16 protein-coding genes are annotated in these 22,423 nt (G+C 41.3%); 1 reads left to right on the top strand and 15 read right to left on the bottom strand.

The features are described 5' to 3' along the window. Nucleotides 1–23: 23 nt before the first annotated feature. From ytaF to N1I86_RS12640, 8 genes are all read right to left on the bottom strand, one after another. On the bottom strand, nucleotides 24–728 hold the full coding sequence (gene ytaF, locus N1I86_RS12675; protein ID WP_327805446.1) for a sporulation membrane protein YtaF: 705 nt from the start codon (nucleotides 726–728) through the stop codon (nucleotides 24–26). A 23-nt stretch (nucleotides 729–751) separates the two neighbouring features. After that, nucleotides 752–1,570, bottom strand: a complete 819-nt coding sequence (gene mutM / locus N1I86_RS12670) for a DNA-formamidopyrimidine glycosylase (protein ID WP_341096604.1) — start codon at nucleotides 1,568–1,570, stop codon at nucleotides 752–754. Between the two features lie 21 nt (nucleotides 1,571–1,591). After that, nucleotides 1,592–4,222, bottom strand: a complete 2,631-nt coding sequence (gene polA / locus N1I86_RS12665) for a DNA polymerase I (protein ID WP_341096603.1) — start codon at nucleotides 4,220–4,222, stop codon at nucleotides 1,592–1,594. 327 nt (nucleotides 4,223–4,549) lie between these two features. Further along, nucleotides 4,550–5,266 (bottom strand): response regulator transcription factor, encoded by a 717-nt coding sequence (locus N1I86_RS12660; protein WP_445662280.1) that lies wholly within the window; start codon nucleotides 5,264–5,266, stop codon nucleotides 4,550–4,552. 192 nt (nucleotides 5,267–5,458) lie between these two features. Then, complete coding sequence (gene mdh / locus N1I86_RS12655; protein ID WP_341096599.1) at nucleotides 5,459–6,397, bottom strand: malate dehydrogenase; 939 nt, start codon at nucleotides 6,395–6,397, stop codon at nucleotides 5,459–5,461. An 85-nt stretch (nucleotides 6,398–6,482) separates the two neighbouring features. Next, entirely contained in the window at nucleotides 6,483–7,754 is a 1,272-nt protein-coding gene (icd, locus tag N1I86_RS12650; protein WP_003355614.1) for an NADP-dependent isocitrate dehydrogenase, read from the bottom strand. A gap of 182 nt (nucleotides 7,755–7,936) precedes the next feature. Further along, nucleotides 7,937–9,052: a citrate synthase gene (gene citZ / locus N1I86_RS12645; RefSeq protein WP_341096597.1), complete on the bottom strand. Its 1,116-nt coding sequence runs from the start codon at nucleotides 9,050–9,052 to the stop codon at nucleotides 7,937–7,939. A gap of 271 nt (nucleotides 9,053–9,323) precedes the next feature. Further along, nucleotides 9,324–9,785, bottom strand: a complete 462-nt coding sequence (locus N1I86_RS12640) for a DUF441 domain-containing protein (protein WP_341096594.1) — start codon at nucleotides 9,783–9,785, stop codon at nucleotides 9,324–9,326. Between the two features lie 252 nt (nucleotides 9,786–10,037). On the opposite strand from N1I86_RS12640, the gene ytvI reads away from it, so the two are divergent. Beyond that, nucleotides 10,038–11,171 carry a sporulation integral membrane protein YtvI gene (gene ytvI / locus N1I86_RS12635; protein ID WP_341096592.1) on the top strand — a complete coding sequence of 378 codons (1,134 nt, stop codon included), beginning with the start codon at nucleotides 10,038–10,040 and terminating at the stop codon, nucleotides 11,169–11,171. Nucleotides 11,172–11,440: 269 nt separating this feature from the next. Here ytvI and pyk read toward each other — a convergent pair whose 3' ends face one another. From pyk to dnaE, 7 genes are all read right to left on the bottom strand, one after another. Next, complete coding sequence (pyk, locus tag N1I86_RS12630) at nucleotides 11,441–13,201, bottom strand: pyruvate kinase (RefSeq protein ID WP_003355619.1); 1,761 nt, start codon at nucleotides 13,199–13,201, stop codon at nucleotides 11,441–11,443. Nucleotides 13,202–13,225: 24 nt separating this feature from the next. After that, nucleotides 13,226–14,185: a 6-phosphofructokinase gene (gene pfkA / locus N1I86_RS12625; protein ID WP_048623819.1), complete on the bottom strand. Its 960-nt coding sequence runs from the start codon at nucleotides 14,183–14,185 to the stop codon at nucleotides 13,226–13,228. Between the two features lie 495 nt (nucleotides 14,186–14,680). Next, a complete protein-coding gene (gene accA, locus N1I86_RS12620) occupies nucleotides 14,681–15,661 on the bottom strand; it encodes an acetyl-CoA carboxylase carboxyl transferase subunit alpha (RefSeq protein ID WP_341096589.1) in 981 nt (326 codons plus the stop codon). Next, on the bottom strand, nucleotides 15,655–16,524 hold the full coding sequence (gene accD / locus N1I86_RS12615; protein ID WP_003355622.1) for an acetyl-CoA carboxylase, carboxyltransferase subunit beta: 870 nt from the start codon (nucleotides 16,522–16,524) through the stop codon (nucleotides 15,655–15,657). The genes accA and accD overlap by 7 nt, the downstream gene beginning before the upstream one ends. Nucleotides 16,525–16,607: 83 nt before the next feature. Continuing rightward, nucleotides 16,608–17,252, bottom strand: coding sequence for a FadR/GntR family transcriptional regulator (locus N1I86_RS12610; protein ID WP_003355623.1), 645 nt, complete (start codon nucleotides 17,250–17,252; stop codon nucleotides 16,608–16,610). Further along, nucleotides 17,249–18,487, bottom strand: coding sequence for an NAD(P)-dependent malic enzyme (locus N1I86_RS12605; RefSeq protein ID WP_048623820.1), 1,239 nt, complete (start codon nucleotides 18,485–18,487; stop codon nucleotides 17,249–17,251). The genes N1I86_RS12610 and N1I86_RS12605 overlap by 4 nt, the downstream gene beginning before the upstream one ends. 349 nt (nucleotides 18,488–18,836) lie before the next feature. Continuing rightward, nucleotides 18,837–22,253, bottom strand: coding sequence for a DNA polymerase III subunit alpha (gene dnaE / locus N1I86_RS12600; RefSeq protein ID WP_341097351.1), 3,417 nt, complete (start codon nucleotides 22,251–22,253; stop codon nucleotides 18,837–18,839). Nucleotides 22,254–22,423 lie beyond the last annotated feature (170 nt).

Here is a 22,423-nt window from a genome sequence, read left to right as displayed (position 1 = left end):
GTATAAAAGATACTAGGTCTCTTTTAACCAATTTTCCAAAATCCAATTAACATTAACAGCAATCCGGGGAGATACGTTAATCTTTGCACCCATTGCCTTTTGGAAAATACGGACCCCATCTTCAGCCCGGCAGAAACAAATATTAGACTCATAATGGCAACGGATGCGGATAATAAAACGGGAGAATAGCCAAGCATGGCCGCTCCCAATCCGGCTCCGAAAGCATCAAGGGATAAAGCAATTCCAAGCATGACCGCTTCCAGGCCCGTAATCGTTCCCGATCGATCAAAATCCGCTTTTGTCGGCGTCTTTAAAATACTAATCACTAAACCGACGGACTTTAATTCCAACTTAAAAATCGTCTTTTCATGCGGAAGCTCTTCTTCATCTTTTTGATGGCTGCGAAAAAGCGGAAAAAGCGCCCATGCTCCCAAACCGATCAAAATAATGCCGCCAATCAGCGATGCCAAATGCGGGGACAATAACTGGCCGAATAAGCGGCCGATCATCATTGCCAGCAGCAAAGCCACACCTGAACAGCAAGAAAGAATCACGACAGACTTCAAAGGGAGTTTCATTTGTTTGATGCCGTAGGCAAGTCCCGTACTGAAATTATCAAGACTAACCGCAAACGCAAGTAAGAGTAAAGAAAAGAATGATCCCATTTGTGCAATCTCCTTCCTATCTGCCTGAAAATAATATATGGAAGGAGCTCGCCCATTGTTCATTCGTTTTCAAACGGCCGGCAATGTCAATGCTGACAGTTTGAGCAAAAATGTGTGCCGCGGCCAGCGACTTTTATTTTTTCGATAGGACGCCCACAGATCCGGCAAGGCTCCCCGTTTCTCGCATACACAAACAGTTGCAGCTGGTACGTCCCTTTCTTCCCTTGTGAATTCACATACGAGCGGACCGTGCTTCCGCCTTTGTCTATGGCCTCTTTCAACGTAGTGATGATCTCCGCTCTTAGCTTTTCTATTTCCTTATCATTCAAATCCTGTGCTTTCCGCTCCGGATGAATCCCGGAACGAAACAACACTTCATCGACATAAATATTGCCGAGTCCAACCACTACTTTTTGATCCAGCAGAACAGCTTTAATCAATCTGCTGGTTTTTTTCAGTTGTTCTTTCAAAAATCCGAATGTGAATGCATCAGAAAAAGGCTCCGGACCTAAGTGAGATAAAGGAGGAGCAAAAAATTCTTCTCCCTTTGGAAACAAATGAAACGTTCCAAATTTCCGTACATCTCTGTACAACAGATGCGTACCGTCAGTAAAGTGGAACACTAAATGGGTATGAGGATCCGGCTCTATCTTTTCTTCCACACGATAGCGACCTTCCATCCGCAAATGCGATACAACAGAATAATCATCAAAATGGAAAATCAAGAATTTCCCTCGTCTGGATATATCATGGATCGTCTGTCCGTTCAACGTTTTTCGAAAAGTGTCTGCGTCTGTATTTTGAATCATTTTCGGCCAACGGATCGTCACGTCTTTTATCGTTTTCCTCGTGGTTAAAGGAAGCAATGTTCGCCGAACGATTTCTACTTCCGGCATTTCAGGCAAAACCTATCACCTCCAAACCGCCTATTTAGCATCATACCAAGTGGGGCCATAGGCATAATCCACTTTTAGCGGAACTTTCAATTCAACCGCATGTTCCATTACATCTGGTACGATTTTTTTCATCGTTTCTATCTCATCGGGAGGAACTTCAAAAATCAATTCATCATGCACTTGAAGAAGCATTCTCGATTTAAGCTGTTCTTTCTTCAATCGTTCTGCCATATCTATCATTGCTTTTTTAATAATATCAGCAGCGCTTCCTTGTATTGGCGTATTCATGGCCGTCCGCTCTGCAAAGCTGCGTACATTGAAATTTCGGCTTGTAATTTCCGGCAAATATCGTCTTCTATGAAGCAATGTGGTTACATAACCTTTTCGTTTTGCTTCTCTAACAATCTCATCCATATATTCTTTTACATCCGGATAAGAAGCAAAATAACGTTCAATAAACTGACCGGCTTCCTTTCTCGTAATCCCTAAATTTTGTGAGAGTCCATAATCGCTGATTCCATAGACAATCCCAAAATTAACGGCTTTCGCCTGTCTCCTCATATTGGATGTCACTTCTTCTTTTTGTACATGAAAAACATCCATTGCCGTTTTGGTGTGGATATCCATATCCTCTCGGAAGGCTTCAATAAGCTTTTGATCACCGGATATATGAGCGAGAACCCGCAATTCGATTTGTGAATAATCCGCTGAAAAGATGACCCAATCTTTTTCAGACGGGACAAAAGCTTGGCGGATTTTCCTTCCTTCTTCGAGTCTGATCGGGATGTTTTGCAAATTAGGATCTGCGGAACTCAGTCTGCCTGTCTGTGTAAGAGCTTGATTAAAGCGAGTATGCACTTTATGAGTATTTTGGTGAACTACTTTCAACAGCCCATCTATATAAGTGGATTGCAATTTTCCTAGCTGGCGGTACTCCAAAACGTAGCGAACGATTTCATGACTGCTTTCCAATTTTTCCAATACATCGGCGGATGTGGAATAACCTGTTTTCGTTTTCTTTATCACCGGCAGCCCCATTTTTTCAAATAAAATATGCCCTAATTGTTTAGGAGAGTTAATGTTAAACTCTTGTCCGGCCAATTCATAGATTTCCTTTTCGATTTCCTGAAGCCTGTTGTGAAGTTCGTCACCCATTTCTGTCAATCGATCCACGTCCACCTTTACGCCTGTCCATTCCATATCGGCCAAAATCAAAGCAAGCGGCATTTCTAAATCGTAAAAAAGAGAGAGCTGATCATTTTCTTTCAGAACATCTCGACATGTTTCCGCCAATTTAGTAAGCCCCACCGCTTTTCTTGCAATATGCTCCTCATAAATTTCTCTGTCCGGGAGCTTTAATTTCGCCCCTTTTCCGTAGATCGCTTCGTCGGATTGCACTTCATTAAAACCATGAAGCTTAGCTACATCGGCAAAATCGGAAGGGGATTCAGACGGGTTAATCAAATAAGAAGCTAGCAGTAAATCAAATTCAATCCCTTTCAGCTCAATTCCATGCCTCCGCAAGGCAATGACCGTACGCTTAGCATCAAACACCGTTTTCTTTTTCGTTTCGTCTTCAGCCCATTTTTTAAAAACAGGAGATTTTAAAGTTGATTCTGTCGGCAAATAAAAAATTCCTTTTTCATTTTGAACAGCCATACCGACAATGTCGCTAATGAAATAATTTTCACCAATCATCTCTAAATAAAAAGAATTTTCCTGTTCGAATAAATCCTCCGTGATTTCTTCGACAGTTTGATACTCCAATTTTTCTAATGGCTGCACTTCTGTTTCCTGAGTTTGATCTATTTTCTCCAGCAGAGACTGGAATCCAAGTTCCTTATAAATACTCTGAACTTTTTCCCAGTCCGGTCCTTGATACTCAAGTTCGTCAACCGTAATCCCTAAAGGAGCATCTCTTTTAATGGTTGCTAGTTCTTTGCTCATTAAAGCTTGTTGTTTATGTTCTTGAAGCCGTTCTTTTAGCTTTTTTCCGCTGATTTCATCAATAGAATCGACTACCTTTTCAACGGTTTCAAATTCTTTTAACAGTTTAATCGCCGTTTTTTCGCCGATTCCAGGGACTCCAGGAATATTATCCGAAGAGTCTCCCATCAAACCTTTCATGTCGATAATTTGTTGAGGGGTAAGACCGTATTTTTCTTTTACATGTTCCGGAGTGTATTCTTCAATATCGGTAATTCCCTTTCGACAGAGACAAACCGTTGTTTTCTCCGAAGCCAATTGGGTCAAATCTTTGTCTCCGCTGTAAATTTTGATTTCAAAATCTTTTTTCTCCGCTTCTAATGAAAGGGTACCAATGATATCATCCGCTTCATAATTTTCCAGTTCAAATTGCGGAATGTGAAAAGACTTTAATAAATCGCGGATAAACGGAAATTGCTCCGACAGTTCCGGAGGCGTTTTTTGCCTGCCGCCTTTATATTCCTTGAATGTTTCATGTCGAAAAGTCGTTTTGCCGGCATCAAATGCCACCAACATATGGGTTGGCTTTTCTTCCTCTAATATTTTGTTCAGCATCATCGTAAAGCCGTAAATCGCATTGGTGTGAATACCTTTTTCATTATTTAATAACGGAAGGGCGAAAAAAGCACGGTATGCAATGTTGTTTCCATCTATCAAAATCAGTTTCTTCTTCACTAGGCAACCTCCCTTTGTCTTCTCCTACTTGTTATTCTACCATGCAAAGAACCGAAAAGAAAAAAGCGGTTTTCCACCCGCTTTTTCTTTATGGAGGCCCCTTCGATCATGAAAATGCGCCATTTCTCACTAATCGGGTACCAAGGACGTTCCACCATTTAACAAATCTATTTTATATGACAAAAGCTTGTTTTCGAATTGGATTCAATGAGCTGATTTCAAGCGGAGAGATCTATCAGAGGGCGATAAGCGGCCGTCCATCCTTTTTACGATCTTTATGACTTTTATTAATGAAATCCGGATAGCAGCTTTTGTTAAACCAATTGTTTATTTTGGCTCTTCAAATTTATAGCCGATTCCTCTGATGGTCTTAATATATTGGGGTTTTTTCGTATTATTTTCGATTTTTTCACGCAAATGGCTAATATGAACATCTACAATTCGCGTATCGCCGGCAAAATCATAATTCCAAACCGCATTTAGAAGCTGGTCTCTTGATAAAACTCGGCCTTTGTTTTTAATTAAATATAGGAGCAGTTCAAATTCTTTTGGCGTCAATTCCAAAAGTTGATCTTTATAATAAGCCTCGTACAGATGTTGATAAATGGTCACATCGCCGACTTGCAGAAAATCAGGCTCTTGCGACTGTTCACTTTGTGGTTCCGTAAGAAACTGCTGTCTTCTTAAGATCGCTTTCACCCTGGCCATCAATTCACGAGGGCTGAATGGCTTCGTCATATAATCATCAGCACCAAGTTCCAATCCAAGAACTTTATCCACTTCTTCATCTTTGGCGGTCAACATCAAAATGGGGGTCATGATTTTTTGCTGTCGAAGCTGTTTGCAAACCTCCATGCCATCCAATTTTGGAAGCATCCAATCCAATATAATCAAATCCGGTTTCTCATTGAATACTTTTTGCAGAGCCTCTTCACCGTCATACGCAGAACTTGTTTGGAACCCCGCTTGCTCTAAATTATATTGGATCAATGTAACGATAGATGATTCATCATCGACAATCAAAATGTTTTTTTTTTCATGGATATGAATCCCGCCCTCTTTTCATTTTTGCTTCTTCTCTTCCATTATATTAGTTATCGTTCGCTGTCAAAAGCTCTTTTCACGATTATTTGCAAGAGATAAAGGGATTGATTGAAAAAAGAAAAAAGAAAAGCTCTATGAGAACGATTCGGTAAACGATCGCGCTTCATAAAACTTTTCCTAACGAATGAAAGTTTATACTAAAGAAGCCATGACGTTGCGTACGGAATCTGCCGATTTAGCTAGTGCAGCTTTTTCTTCTTCCGTCAGCTCCAATTCGATCACTTTTTCAATTCCGTTTGCGCCAAGAATGGTCGGAACTCCAAGATAGATTCCTTCAAATCCGTATTCACCCTCTAAATAGGCAATGGCCGGAAGAATGCGGCGTTGGTCTTTCACGATGGCTTCCACCATTTCTACCAAAGAGGCTGCAGGTGCGTAATAAGCAGACCCATTGCCAAGGAGATTGACAATTTCACCGCCGCCTTTGCGAGTGCGTTCCACAATGGCATCTAAGCGATCTTTCGGAATTAACGTTTCAAGCGGAATTCCCCCGGCATAAGAGTAGCGCACAAGCGGAACCATATCGTCGCCATGCCCGCCCAGAACAAAACCAGTGACATCTTTTACGGAAACATTCAATTCCTGCGCGACAAAAGTACGGAAACGAGCAGTATCGAGCACCCCTGATTGACCAATGACACGGTTTTTAGGGAATCCGGATTCTTTAAAAACCGTATATGTCATGGCATCGACAGGATTTGTCAGCACAATGATGTAGCAGTTTGGAGAATATTTCACCACTTCTTTCGTAACGACTTTCATTATCTTTTGGTTTGTTTGTACAAGATCATCGCGGCTCATACCAGGCTTACGGGCAATTCCAGCTGTGATGACCACAACGTCTGAATCTTTTGTTTCTTCGTAATTGGAAGTACCCGTAATATTGGCATCGAACCCTTGGACAGGACTAGCTTCCAGCATATCTAAAGCTTTCCCTTTTGTAGGATTTTCCATGTTGGGAATATCGACCAAAACGACATCTCCAAGTTCTTTTTGAGCAAGTAAAAACGCTGTAGTTGCTCCCGTAAAACCGCCACCGATTACAGAGATTTTTTTACGCTTCAACGCCAAGAGAAGTTCCTCCTTATTATGGATTTATATAAAGAAGCAGGCTCTCAACGATTTAAGAGCCCGACTTCTATCCGACAAATGGACATTATTCCATATTCGCAATTAATTGTGACCCAAATTCGGATGTTTTGACTTCTTTAGCCCCTTCCATCAAGCGCGCAAAATCATATGTGACCACTTTGGAAGCAATGGTCTTTTCCATCGATTTGACAATTAAGTTGGCCGCTTCATTCCAACCTAAATGTTCAAGCATTAATACGCCGGACAAAATAACGGATGATGGATTCACCTTGTCCAAATTAGCATATTTTGGAGCCGTACCATGTGTTGCTTCAAAAATAGCATGTCCAGTTTCATAGTTAATATTAGCCCCTGGAGCAATACCGATTCCGCCTACTTGAGCAGCAAGAGCATCAGAAATGTAGTCTCCATTTAAATTCATAGTGGCCACTACATCAAATTCACGCGGACGTGTTAAAATTTGTTGCAAGAAAATATCCGCAATCGCATCTTTTACAATAATCTTTCCGGCTGCTTCTGCCTCTTGTTGAGCTTTATTGGCAGCTTCTGTTCCTTGTTCTTCTTTGATGCGGTCATATTGAGCCCATGTGAATACTTTATCGCCGAATTCTTCTTCCGCCAATTCGTATCCCCAATTTTTGAAGGCACCTTCTGTAAACTTCATAATATTTCCTTTATGTACTAATGTAACAGATTTTCTGCCTTCTTTAATTGCATAGTTAATAGCCGCTCTTATAAGACGCTTAGATCCTTCTTCCGAAACCGGTTTAATGCCGATTCCAGAAGTTTCTGGGAAGCGGATTTTTTTGACGCCCATTTCATTTTGAAGAAAATCAATGACTTTTTTCACTTCAGGAGTGCCTTTTTGATATTCAATTCCAGCGTAAATATCTTCCGTATTTTCACGGAAAATGACCATATCAGTATCTTGCGGGCGTTTTACCGGTGAAGGTACTCCTTCAAAATAACGTACTGGACGCAGGCACACAAAAAGATCGAGTTCTTGTCGTAAAGCAACATTTAAAGAACGAATTCCACCGCCTACCGGAGTTGTTAAAGGCCCTTTAATCGCAATGAGATATTCTCGGATGACATCCAATGTTTCTTGCGGAAGCCATTCACCTGTTTTTTTGAAAGCTTTTTCGCCGGCATATACTTCTTTCCAAACGATTTTTCTTTCGCCTTTATAGGCTTTTTCCACCGCCGCATCTAAAACGCGTGAAGCTGCTCTCCAAATATCAGGGCCTGTTCCATCCCCTTCAATAAATGGAATAATCGGATTATTAGGTACTTTTAAAACTCCGTTCTGTACTGTGATTTTTTCCCCTTGTGACATGCTCTTATACCTCCAATTTCAGAATCAAAGGTTAGAAGCCATCTGCATCTAACCTTTGTGCAACTATTCTTATTACACCAATAATTCGCGCATTTGTAAACAATAGATTCACGAACTTGCTTTTTCCAAGCAAGCGCTACCAATCGTTCAACGAACGACATTAAACCACTTATAGCCTGTTATCAACGATCTTCCAGCGGAACATACACTTGTTTGGAAGGACCGATGTATTCAGCCCGCGGACGAATTAAACGGTTGTTGTCATACTGTTCTAAAATATGGGCAATCCATCCTGAAACACGGCTGACGGCAAAGATTGGCGTGAAAAGATCATGATCAATTCCCAAGCTGTGGTAAACAGATGCAGAATAGAAATCGACATTCGGCGGCAAACCTTTTTCAGACGTCACAATTTCTTCAATTCGAGTAGAGATTTCAAACCACTTTGGTTCTCCTCTGAGAGCTGTTAATTTTCGAGACATTTCTTTTAAATGTTTTGCACGAGGGTCGCCTTTGCGGTATACTCTGTGACCAAATCCCATTATCTTTTCTTTGTTGGCCAGTTTTTTCCGAATATATGGTTCCACGTTTTCAACGGAATCGATTTCCGTCAACATTTTCATTACTTGCTCGTTTGCACCACCATGAAGAGGTCCTTTTAAAGCACCGATCGCTGAGGTAATACCAGAATAAATATCTGACAAGGTGGCTACACATACACGCGCAGTAAAAGTAGAAGCATTCAATTCATGGTCGGCATGTAAAACCAATGCTTTATTAAATGCTTCTTCTTCAATACTTTCCGGTTCTTTTCCGTTCAGCATATAAAGAAAATTCGCTGCAAAGCTTAAATTTTTGTTTGGCGCAATTGGTTCAAGCCCTTTACGAATGCGGGCAAATGTTGTGACCAATGCAGGCATTTTTGCTTGCAGACGGATTGCTTTTCGATAATTCGCTTCCTCGCTCATATCGTCAGCTTCTTCGTCATACAATCCTAAAAAAGATACTGCAGTGCGAAGCGCAGCCATGGGATGAACTTTATCAATTGGATACATTTTAAAATGGTCAATAATTTTTTGAGGAATTTCGTAGTTATCAGAAAGCTGATTTTTTAATTCGTCTAATTCCGTTTTTGTCGGCAAACGGCGATGCCACAGCAGATATATCACTTCTTCGAACGAAGCATTTTCCGCTAAGTCATCAATGCTATAACCCACATATGTAAGGGTATCATCAATAATAGAACTTACAGAAGTAGAAGCGGCAACTACTCCTTCCAGACCACGAGTTGCAGTCATACCCATCTCTCCTTTGTCTTAAATTTCCCCATTACCCACTTTTTTCGCAAATAATGAATAAATAGTAAAAAAATTTCTTATTTGCTCGCTCAACTAGCGGACAAATTCCTTTATATTCAATCCATACTAAAGGATGCGCTTACACGTCTTATTATAACTAATTATCTGACTTTTGTGAACCAAAAGCGTTTAAAATTAAAAAAATTATTTTTTTAGAAAAATGACTTTCTTTATTAAGCTTTCTTTATTAATAATAGTCGGATATTTTTTTCTAATGAAAAAAACTAAAGATTCTCATTGCCGTATAAGCTATTCCCGCCCCAATAAGAGGACCGACAGCCACTCCTTTAAAGAGAGCAATCGCCAAAACCGTCCCCAACACAAGTGACGTCGTGATATGAGGAGATTCGGACAGTAAAGATACCCCATGCTTTCCTAAAATGGCAACGATAATACCGGAAATTAACGCAATCCATGCATAAGGAGATTTTAAGGATTCCGTTAAATCTTTGAAACCGATCTCGCCTGTTGCAATAGGCACCAGGACAGCCACTGTAATGATGGTCACTCCCCAATTGATCCCTTTTGAGTGGATCAATGAAAAAATTTTATCATCCGTACCGATGACTTTTAAAACTAATAATACAGCTATCGCCACCATTAAAGATTGGTTTTTGGAAATAAAACCGATCGCTAATAGCAGCAGTAAAAATAAAAAAGGTTGTTGTGACATCATGATGCATTCCTTTCTTTAAGATTTAATTCAGGATAAGAATATCATTTTCCATGCCCATATGGAATGAATGGTATTCTGCCATCCTCTCTTTGATTAAAAAATCGACTGTTATTCATCCGAATCATGCAAAGGGGCCTTTATGGATTCTAACACGCTATAAAAAAAGATAACACTTTTATTCTCACGGGGTAACTGCTACAATACAAATAGATTGCAAGATCTTATTTGGTATAAGGAGAGAAAAGTCGATTGAATCCTGAAAAGCTATATCGTGTTTTGCGCTTTTTTATTGTGGTTGGAGCTGTTTTGCTGTTGTTGTACGCGCTCTTTATCGTGTCAAAAGTAACTTATCCGTTCATTATTGCGCTGGCGATCGCTTTTTTGATTAACCCACTCGTGAATGTCCTCGAAAAGCGCCTGAAGTTTCCGAGACCCGTTGCGGTAATTGCCTCAATCCTTATTATTTTTGCTATTTTTATCGGCATCATTTCCTTGCTGATAACAGAAATTGTAGCGGGCGCGAATTATTTGGCAAACGTAGTCCCGGGACATGTGGAAACGATTGTCAAGTACACGGAAAATTTTATTGCCGGCCAAATCATCCCGTTATATGATCAAGCTTCAAAACTGTTCAAAAATTTGGGCGCCAACCAACAAGAAACCATTTTGAACAATATTCAAAATGTCGGCCAAAAAATTGCTACAAGTGCTGGAGAGTTTTTAAAAAATTTCTTCTTAAAGCTTCCTGATCTAATTTCTTGGATTCCTAATGCAGCTACTGTTCTAATCTTTTCATTGCTAGCCACTTTTTTTATCAGCAAAGATTGGGACAGACTAAAAGATCGATTTGAAAAATATATGCCCAAAAAGGCACGTTCAAGCAGCGAGCGGGTATTTGTGGACCTCAAAAAAGCACTTTTTGGTTTTGTCCGTGCCCAACTCACACTCATTTCGATGACGGCCGTGATCGTGTTAATTGGATTGCTTATTTTGAGGGTTAAATACGCCATCACGATTGCATTAGTCACAGGACTCGTGGATCTTATGCCATACCTTGGAACGGGAGTCGTTTTTGTCCCGTGGATTATTTATGAATTTATTTCCGGGGAAGTTTCGCTCGGAATCGGTCTTTCGGTTCTTTATATAATCGTCATTGTGCAGCGACAATTCATGGAACCAAAAGTTCTTTCTTCCAGCATTGGCTTGGATCCTTTAGCCACATTGATCGCCTTATTTGTCGGCTTCAAAGTCGTCGGATTTCTTGGCCTCATATTAGGGCCGGTCGTTCTTGTCATCATCAAGACCCTCCACCAAGCCAATGTATTTCAAGATTTATGGAACTATATCATCAAAGGAAGCTCCACAGACAAAAATGTCAGCTGATAAAGCTGACATTTTTTTATGATAGGACGGATCGTTCCATCTTTTCTTCTATTCACAAAAGACGATTCTTAACATTTTCCCGCTAAAAACGAAATGAAAACTTGAACGTAATTCACCAAGAGCGAAGCGTCACCAGATAAAAGAAAAATTCATTGGTTTTTTTAAAGACTCCAATCGAAAAAATTTCTGCATCACGTTGATCTTTGACTTTAACCCATGACCATATAATAAGAAGAGAAGAAGCTGGGAAACCAGCTTCTTCTTATTCGTTAAAGCACGCTGGCACGTCCGTTATAAACCACACCGCAGGCAGCATCGACGGTGACTTCCTGTCCTTCTTTTAAATTTTTCATGGCATCTTCTACTCCCACTATAACAGGAATCCCTAAATTCAATCCTACAACAGCCCCGTGGCTGGTTATTCCGCCTTCTTCCGTTATAAGTGCCGCACATTTTTCAATAGCTGGAACCATGTCTTTATCCGTTCCTATTGTGACTAAAATGGAATTCTCTTGCACTTTTTCTAATGCTTCTTTTGCATTTTTGGCGATGACTACTTTCCCTACAGCTGATTTTCTTCCAATTCCTTGCCCTTTTACAAGGATATCTCCCACAACGTGGATTTTCATTAAATTGGTCGTACCGGATTCACCTACAGGAACCCCAGCCGTAATCACAACCAAGTCTCCTTGTTTGATCATGCCGGAATCTAATCCTGCTAGAACGGCCAACTCCAACATTTCATCAGTGGATTCAGCTGCTTTACTTTTTTGCGGATAAACTCCCCACACAAGGGCAAGACTGCGGCAAACTTGCTCACTAGAAGTAACCGCAATAATCGGTGCTTTCGTTCTGTAGCGTGAAATCATTTTGGCTGTATGGCCGCTTACGGTTGGTGCGATAATCGCATGAACATCTAAATTAAGAGCCGTATAGGCAACGGACTGTCCAATGGCATTGGTCATATTATGTCCTGTGTTCTTGCTTCTTTCGGTCAAGATCGCAGGATAGTTCAGAGCTTTTTCCGCCCGTGAAGCAATTCGGTGCATCGTTTGTACGGCCTCAAGCGGATACGCTCCCGCTGCGGTTTCTCCTGACAACATGATCGCATCGGTACCATCAAAGATGGCATTGGCCACGTCACTAGCTTCCGCACGGGTAGGACGCGGATTTCTTTGCATGGAATCCAGCATCTGTGTCGCAGTAATAACCGGTTTCCCCATCTCGTTGCATTTTTTGATCAGTTCTTTTTGGACAAGCGGAACTTCTTCAGCTGGAATTTCCACTCCCAAATCGCCTCTTGCCACCATTAACCCATCGGATACTTCCAAGATTTCATCGATGTTTTCAACGCCCTCTTGGTTTTCGATTTTAGGAATGATTTGAATATGTGTCGCATTATGTTCCTCAAGAATTTGTCGGATTTCCAAGACATCGGACGCTCTTCTTACAAAGGAAGCAGCAATGAAATCAATCCCTTGCTGGATTCCAAAAATGATATCTTTTGCATCCTTTTCGGTAATACCAGGCAAATTAACCGAAACGCCAGGAACATTTACTCCTTTTTTATTCTTAAGAATACCGCTGTTTAATACTTTCGTATGAATTTCTCCGTTTTCTTTGTCGATAGAAACAACTTCCAATCCTATCAAACCGTCATCCAGCAAGATTCTCGATCCTATTTCTACATCATCGATTAAGTTTGGATAAGTAACCGAAAATTTTTCTGCCGTTCCAGTTACTTCTTTCATTGAAACAATGACATTTGTGCCTTTTTTCAGTTCGACAGCACCGTTCTCCATATTATGCGTGCGAATTTCCGGTCCTTTTGTATCCAGCAAAATGCCTACCGTTTTGCCGGTTTGTTTAGCAGCCTCACGAATATTTCGAATCCGAACAGCATGTTCTTCATGATCTCCATGAGAGAAATTTAATCGAGCGACGTTCATTCCTGCTTCCATTAATTTTGCCAACATTTCTACGCTTTCGCTTGCTGGCCCAATCGTACATACAATTTTCGTTTTTCTCACGGTTTGCCACCCCATATCCACAAATTAAATAGAAAGTTCTTTTGAAAGCTTGTACATGTTTAGATCCAATTGATGCTTTCTGCCAAGTGCTTCTATAATGTCATAATCGACAAGTTGATTTTTTTCAATACCGACAGCTCGTCCGCCTTTTCCTTCGATCAACAATTCCACTGCTCTGGCTCCTAGGCGGCTTGCCAACACACGGTCTGTAGCTGTCGGCGATCCTCCACGCTGAATGTGCCCAAGCACGGAAACCCTAACTTCTATATCACATTCTTTTTGGATCAATTTCGCAAACTCTGTCCCGCTCATAACACCTTCCGCTACAACGATAATACTATGCTTTTTGTCGCGTTTTTGACCGTTCTTTAACCGTTCGATGATTTCGTCCATATTGAAAGGTTCTTCCGGAATCACAATCGTTTCAGCTCCGCCGGCCAATCCAGCCCACAACGCTAAATCACCGGCATCTCTTCCCATTACTTCAATAATAAAGGTTCTTTCATGGGAACTTGCCGTATCTCTGATTTTGTCAATAGCATCAATCACTGTATTGAGAGCCGTGTCAAAACCGATCGTAAATTCCGTTCCCGGGATATCATTGTCAATCGTTCCCGGAACTCCGATGCATGGAAAACCAAGTTCCGTTAAAGCTTTTGCCCCGCGATAAGAACCGTCTCCGCCAATCACAACCAAACCGTCGATCCCATGTTTTCTTAACTGTTCCACCCCTTTTTTCTGACCTTCCGGGGTTTTAAATTCCGGGCAGCGTGCTGATCGTAAAATCGTTCCTCCGCGATGAACAATATCACCAACAGAACCTAATTCAAGTTTTTCAATATGTCCGTTAATTAAACCAGTATAGCCTTGATAAATCCCAAAAACTTCTAAATTATGAAAAATTCCCTTCCTTACGACCGCCCGAATCGCGGCATTCATTCCCGGAGCATCGCCCCCGCTTGTTAAAACGCCGATTCTTTTCATCATCATCACCTCTACAAAGTAATTTGCACTGCCACTCATTTTATTCTGTTTTCTAAAGTCCAAGTGTAGAAATCCTGTTTCCTCATGCGGGCAATCCTCTATTTTTGATCGAGGTCTACAGCATTTCTACAGTTCTGCTAGCAATATCCCTCTTTAAAATACCACGAAGGAAAGGTGTTCACAATATACCTAACAATCCTTTCAAAAAGACAAAATTGTCAGTGAACTGGAAGCGTTTTTTATTCTCTCCGACAAACAAAATCATTTCAATTTATTTCCTAATAAAGGACTTAAGATACATAATGAGAAAAAATTACCATACCATCGAATGTTTATTCTTTCCAATTTCAGAAACAATTCCAAACGCTGATCTGATCATACCTGCAAAAATCGAGCGGCCAATCATAGAAAGGTTCATGCTCAGGAGGATGACGCCAAAAGGAAAATCCGAGGATGGATGTATATGAAAAAACGCGCTCCGTTAAGAGAAGCGCGTTATTTATGAGTTCCTATATATTCGTTTAAAACGGTGTATTCACCAATAGCTCTATATTTTTCGTAGCGCTGATTCACCAATTCTTCCTCGCTCAACGAAATGAGCTGTTTTAAAGAACGTTTCAGCGTTTCGTCAATAAATTCGGCTTGTTTTTTAGGATCGCGATGCGCGCCGCCGCGCACTTCTTTAATCACATCATCAATAACTCCCAATTCTTTCAAATCTGGAGCCGTAATTTTCATCGTTTCGGCTGCCAATTTTGCTTTTAAAGCATCCTTCCATAAAAGAGCTGCTGCTCCTTCAGGCGAGATGACAGAATACGTAGAGTTCTCAAGCATAAATAAATGATTGCCGATCCCTAAAGCTAGAGCACCCCCGCTTCCGCCTTCACCGATCACGATGCAGACAATCGGCACTCTTAATCCGGCCATTTCAAACAAATTTCTGGCTATCGCTTCGCTTTGTCCGCGTTCCTCTGCCGCTTTACCCGGATAAGCTCCTTTTGTATCAATAAAACAAATGATGGGACGGTGAAATTTTTCCGCTTGCTTCATAAGACGAAGAGCCTTTCGGTATCCTTCCGGATGAGGCATGCCAAAATTCCGACGGATGTTTTCTTTCGTATCTTTTCCGCGTTGGTGTCCAATTACCGTAACCGGCAGACCGTAATATTTGGCCACTCCGCCGACAATGGCTTCATCCTCCCCAAAAAGGCGGTCTCCATGAAGCTCGATAAAATCTGTAAATAAATGTTCAATATAATCAAGGGTAGTTGGCCGTTGCGGGTGTCTGGCCATTTGCACACGATCCCAAGGTTTTAAATTGTCATAAATATGCTTTTCCAATTTTTCCAGCCGATTCTCCAACGTTTCAATTTCATCTGATAAATCCACATCCGATTTGGCCGTGAATTCTTTCAATTCCGCGATTTTCTCCCGTAGTTCAATAATCGGCTTTTCAAATTCAAGACTGTTTACCACGCCAGCTCACCCCTTGGCTGATGAATATCTAAAAGGACAGTTAATTTATCCTTCAGTTCATTTCTTGGAATGACGTCATCCAGTTGTCCATGTTTCAACAAAAACTCCGCTGTTTGAAAATCTTCCGGAAGCTCTTCCCGAATGGTTTGCTCGATGATTCGGCGCCCGGCAAATCCAATCAGCGCACCAGGTTCCGCAAAATTGTAATCTCCTAAGGAAGCGAAACTAGCAGAAACCCCTCCGGTCGTTGGGTGGGTCATCACGGAAATGAAAAGCCCACCGTTGTCACTGAATCGCTTCAAGGCAGCACTCGTCTTCGCCATTTGCATAAGAGATACTATACCTTCTTGCATTCGTGCACCGCCAGAAGCAGTGAAGATGATAAACGGAATCCCTAAACGATCAGCTTCCTCTACCGTTCTGACGATTTTTTCCCCGACAACGGATCCCATGCTTCCCATGCGAAATTTAGCATCCATTACCGCAATGGCAGTCTTATATCCGTTTATTTCTCCAATACCCGTCACAACAGCCTCATTTAATTTTGATTTTTGACGGTCTTTTTCAATTTTTTCCAGGTAATGAGGAAAGTTCAAAGGATTTTCTGTCATAAGTTCGGCATTGATTTCTGTAAAAGTTCCCTCATCTATCAACGACTCAATCCGTTCATAAGCAGACATTTGATGATGATATCCGCAATGAAGGCATATATGGAGATTTTTTTTCAACTCTTTCGTATACATAATTTTCTTGCACTGGGGGCATTTTGTCATAATTCCTTCCGGTACGTCATGCTTCGGTGCATCAGAAGGAACGGTGACATATTTTCGCTTCTTTGGCTTATTAAAGAAATCTTTAATCAAGGTGAATCCTCCCTTGTTAGGCTTCGCTTCTAAAGATTGTCTCCACTTTACACAAATTTTTTTAAAAAATACGCAAAAGTTTGTCACCTTCCATTCGACAACTTTTGAATTTCTTGATAAACACGATAGCAAGCAAAGAAATCTTGTTTTTCCATTGCTTCTAAAAGCTTTAAATAATAGGGTTTGTATTTTTCAATTGTCCAATGTTGATTTTGAATGGAAGTTGCATAGTCTGAGACAATCAGCCAAATCTTTTTTAATAAATGATTTTCTCCTAAATCCAAAATAAAAGAAAAAAAGTCATATTCCGACCATTCTTCCTTTTCAAGACTTTCCCGAGCCTTTTTTATCTTTTCATGGAGAGATCGATGTTGAAGAGCCAATGACAGCCCTCCGACTTCCATGATTTCTTTTGCTTTCACGACATCGTCTTGTATCTTTGGATCTTGCAATATAAACATGCCAAGAAGTTCAACAAGACGATGGTCATGGAAATGACGCAAAAAAGTTCCCTCTCCCCTTCTTGTTTCAATCAATCCCAGAAGTTCGAGGGCTCTCAGCGCTTCCCGGACGGAGGAACGCCCAACGTCCAGGTGTTCCGACAATTCCCGTTCAGATGGAATTTTGTCTCCGGGAAGCAGCCCATCTTTTTCAATCATCTTTCTAATTTCTTGTACGATTTCCACAAACTTGGATTTTGGAAGAGCGTCTTTCACAGCTCGTTTCACTCACCTTTTCCAATAGCCGCCAATCTCATGGTCCGTTCATATACTTCTTCAGGATCTACCTTTCTTCTTGCCACTCCTGTTTCCATCGCCGCTTTGGCGACCGCCGCCGCTACCCGCGGTGCAACTCTCGGATCAAAAGGGCCGGGGATACAATAGCTTGTATCAAGTTCTTCATCTGAAATGAGACTCGCAATGGCTTCCACCGCTGCTTGTTTCATCTTTTCATTAATATGAGTAGCTCGCACATCCAACGCTCCCCGAAAAATACCCGGGAAAGCCAACACATTATTCACTTGGTTTGGAAAATCGGATCGGCCTGTCCCGACAACCATCGCTCCGGCCTCTTTCGCTTCATCCGGCATAATTTCCGGAACAGGATTCGCCATCGCAAAAATAATCGGTTGATCGTTCATGGAACGAACCATTTCTTTTGTCAGTGCACCGGCAACGGAAACTCCTATAAATACATCAGCGCCTTTTATCACATCTGCCAAGCTTCCCTTTTTGTGCTCGCGGTTGGTGTACTTGGCTACCTCTTCTTTTACCTTATTCATGCCTTCCGGACGGCCTTCATAGATGGCTCCTTTGGAATCGCACATGATAATGTCCCTTACACCATAATGATACAAAAGTTTAATAATAGCAATTCCAGCAGCTCCCGCACCGTTTGCCACTACTTTAATCTCTGTCATTTTTTTATTGACAATTTTAAGGGCATTCAGCAAGCCGGCAACGGTCACGATCGCCGTTCCATGTTGATCATCATGAAATACCGGAATATTGGTCTCTTTTTTCAGTCGTTCTTCAATGATAAAACAATTCGGGGCCGCAATATCTTCTAAATTAACGCCCCCAAATGTTGGCTCCAATAGCTTCACTGTCTCGACAATTTTTTCCACATCATTCGTATTTAAACAAATTGGAAAAGCATCAACGCCGGCAAAACTTTTAAACAGCACTGCTTTTCCTTCCATTACGGGAAGAGCCGCCTCCGGACCAATATTTCCCAATCCAAGAACCGCCGTTCCATCGGAAACGACGGCTACTGTGTTCCCTTTCATTGTGTAATCATAAACCGTTTCCGGCTTTTCGTAGATCTCTTTACACGGCTCAGCCACTCCAGGAGAATAGGCAAGACTTAAGTCTTTTTGATTCATGACTTGAACTTTTGCCACGGTTTCCAATTTTCCTTGATTCAACTTATGCATGTGCAAAGCTTCTTCTCTTAATGACAAAATATTCACTCCTTCATCCGTACTACGCCGGCATTCCATCGATTGGAGAAAAAGGGTTCGTCATTTGTATTCTCTCGGCTGTTGAACCTTTGTTGAACCGTCTCCTTCTTTTCCGCCTGGCCGTGACTTCTTTTCCGAAGCGCCATCTCCATTCTGGCAAGGCCAGCTATAAACGATGGCGCTATCGTCTGTATTGTCTAACCTTTTGTTCCATGATCTGTCCTAAACAACGAACTAGCTCTCTTATTCTTTGAACCAATGTTGTGATTCTCAAATGCATGATTTTTTGTGGTCAGACCAATTTTCAATGTCTATTTACCACTATACCATAAGTCAGTTGGTTGGAAAACTATATTCTTTTTAATACAACGTTTTCGCTTCCCAATACCGTTTTAAGCTCCGCTATGCAAGCTTCTGTCGGATTGACCCAGCGGTCCTTTAGAAGCTGAATCGTCCGATGCTCATCCTCATAATGAACCCATACTGCCGTTTCCCCTTTGTATTTTTTTAAAATGCGATACACAGCTTGAAGCGTTTCTTTCTCTTTTTTTTCTTTCGTAATTTTTAAGTAAAGGCGCTGATTCATTCTAGCGGCCAGTTCTTCTGCTTCTTCTATTCCGTATACGTTTGAGACAATAAATTGTCCATTTCCGTTTTTTTCTTCATTTGTCCCTTCCATTAAGACAACGGTCCCTTTTTCACATAATCCGAAAAATTTACGGTAGATTTCAGGAAACAAAACGGCTTCCATTTCTCCGCTTACATCCGAAATGCTCAAAAAGGCCATTTTTTCTCCTTTTTTCGTTCGAATCACTCGAAATTCATGAATATAGACACCGATGATCATTTTTTTCCTTTGGCTTTTCAAATAAGCGATATCAACGACTCCAAGCTTTTGAAACAATGACTTATGCACAGAGACCGGATGGCTGGATAAATACAGGCCAAGCACTTCTTTTTCATATTTCAGGCGCATATCATCCGGCATTGGTTCCACTTCTGTATATTTAGGTTTTGGAAAAAAACTCTCATCTGCAAACAATTCGAAATGGCCGTTTTCATCTGGATCAGGTCTCATAAATTCCGCATGGTCTATCGCTGCATCCACACTTGCAAGCAATGTCGCGCGGTCTTTTCCAAAATCATCAAATGCCCCTGCTAAAATAAGAGATTCTATCGTCCTGCGATTCACAGCCTGCGGTGAAACACGCAGACAAAAATCAAACAAATCTTCAAACATCTTTTCCTTGCGGGCTCTTAAAATTTCCTTAACGGCGGCCGCCCCCACTCCTTTAATCGCAGCAAGACCGAAGCGAATTCCTTCTTTTTCGGCTTTGAAAAAAAATTGACTGCTCTGAATCGAAGGCCTCAAAATATGAATTCCCATTTCTTTTGCTTCTCTCACATATTGGGCTATTTTTTTTTCGCTCCCAATCACCGATGTCAAAAGGGCGGCCATAAAGTACAACGGATAATGCGCTTTTAAATAAGCGAGCTGATAAGCGATCTTGCTGTAGGCGACTGCATGGCTGCGATTAAAACCATAATTGGCAAATCGCACAATTAAATCGTAAATTTGATCGGCCGTTTCCTTGCTGTAGCCGTTTCGAACTGCGCCCTCAATAAAATGTTTTCTTTCTTCCGCCAATACTTCTTTTTTCTTTTTCCCGACAGCTCGACGCAGCAAATCGGCTTCTCCTAAAGAAAATCCCGCCATTTTGGAAGCGATTTGCATAATTTGCTCTTGATAAATGAGAACGCCATATGTTTGTTTTAAAATTCCTTCCAAGTCGGGGTGGGGATACTCGATTTTTTTCAACCCGTGCTTCCGTTCAATATAAAGAGGGATATTTTCCATTGGTCCCGGACGATACAAAGCATTAACGGCCACAATATCTTCAAAATCGCTCGGCTTCAGCCGCATGAGCACTTTGCGCATCCCCTCCGATTCCAATTGAAAAACACCCGTTGTTTGTCCTTTGCCAAGCAGTTCAAACGTTTTGCGATCATTGAGCGGAATCTCGCTGAGCTCCATTTTCTCACCTGACGAGTATTGAATCGACTCTAAAATTCTTTCTAAAATCGTTAAATTACGGAGCCCGAGAAAATCAATTTTCAAAAGGCCTAATTCTTCTAAAATATCCATTGTAAATTGTGTCATATACATTTCATCATGACCTTGTTGAATGGGGATCAATTCCACAAGCGGCTGTTCCGTGATCACCACGCCGGCTGCATGGGTGGACGCATGCCGCGGCAGCCCTTCAAGTTTCAATGCCGTTTCAAAAATTTGTTTATGCACCGGATCACTTTCTACCCATGTTCTTAACATCGAAGAATCCTTGTAAGCATCCAATAAAGTCAGGCCGAGGCGAGACGGTAGCATTTTGGAAATTCGATCCAATTCTTTCGTTTGAAATCCGAACACTCTTGCAATATCCCTTATAACCGCTTTCGCCGACAATGTTCCGAATGTGATGATTTGAGCGACATGAATGTTTCCATATTTCTTGGCGACATACCGTATGACCTCATCCCTTCGATGATCCGGAAAATCAAGATCAATATCCGGCATTGTCACCCTTTCCGGATTTAAAAACCTTTCAAATAATAACCCGTATTTTAATGGATCAATATCCGTTATTTCCAACAAATAAGCCACCAGCGAGCCAGCTGCAGACCCCCGTCCAGGCCCCGTCAAAATAGCTTGTGATCTTGCAAACTTCATAAAATCCCAGACAATCAAAAAATAATCGTTAAATCCCATTTTATCGATCACCGCTAATTCATAGGAGAGCCGTTCCAAATAATGAGGATCTTCTTTCTTGCCTATTTTTTCAAGACCTTGCATACACAGCCGGTAAAGAACCTCTTTGGCATTTTCATTGTCCGGAAGCGGATATTTAGGAAGCAGCTGCTGGTGAAAATGAATTTCAACCGTACATTGCTCCACAATCTTCAGCGTATTTTCCAGTGCATCAGGATATCCGGAAAAGCGCTTATACATTTCGGCAGGCGGCTTTAAATCATATTCATCAGTGGCAAGCGTCTTCCGATTTTCATCTGCCAGTTTGGCCCCGTCTCGTATCGCCAACAAACATTCATGAGAAAAAGAATCGCCTTTATCCAAATATTGGACATCGTGAGTGACGATACAGGGGATCCCCATTTCTTTGCTTAAAGCCGTCAAACCGGCGCGAATTTCTTCTTCCTGGGAGAGCAAATGATCTTGAAGCGAAAAATAAAAGCTTTCCTGTTCGAAAATGTTCTTGAAAACGTGGGCGACTTGGCCCGCTTTTTCAAGTTCTCCGTTCAGAATGAGCTGTTCAATTTCCCCTTCCATCCCCGGAGTAAAAGCGAAAAGCCCTTTTGAATAAGCTTGTAGCCACTTGATAGGAAGTCCTTGCGGTGACTTTGTTTGGATCAAGCTGGAAATCTTCAGCAAATTTTGATAGCCGGTATTATGTTTTGCGAGAAGGACAAGCGGAAACGATCGTCCTTGTCCAATAGGAGATTGGATGTCAGCCGTCAAACCGATAATCGGTTTAATTCCGTTTGCTTTGCATGCTTTATAAAATGGAACGGCTGCGTACATGACGTTATGGTCCGTCAATGCCAGCGCTTTTAGTCCTAATTTTTTACCGTACTCCGCTAATTTGTCAGGCATAATGGTGCTTGATAACAAACTGTAACCCGTTTTAATTTGCAAATGGGCAAACAACAGCTTGTCCCTCCTTTCTGACCTGTTTCCCGCTTCTTTTTCCATCCTCAATGCGTACCTCTAAGAATGGATATTGCCTTACAGCTTATTATATAGGGAAAATTCCATACGAACAATTGTACGGATGAAAAGGAAACCATCGATGTTTTACATACATGAATCGGTATGTCCATATACATAATGTAGCAAACTTTTAATAGCGGGAGAGGATAAAC

It is taken from the genome of Bacillus sp. FSL W8-0116 (genome assembly GCF_038003825.1).
Lineage (GTDB): Bacteria > Bacillota > Bacilli > Bacillales > DSM-4216 > Bacillus_O > Bacillus_O smithii.
The sequence above is the reverse complement of the archived record's forward strand: the minus strand, read 5'-3'. Positions and strand labels throughout refer to the sequence as shown.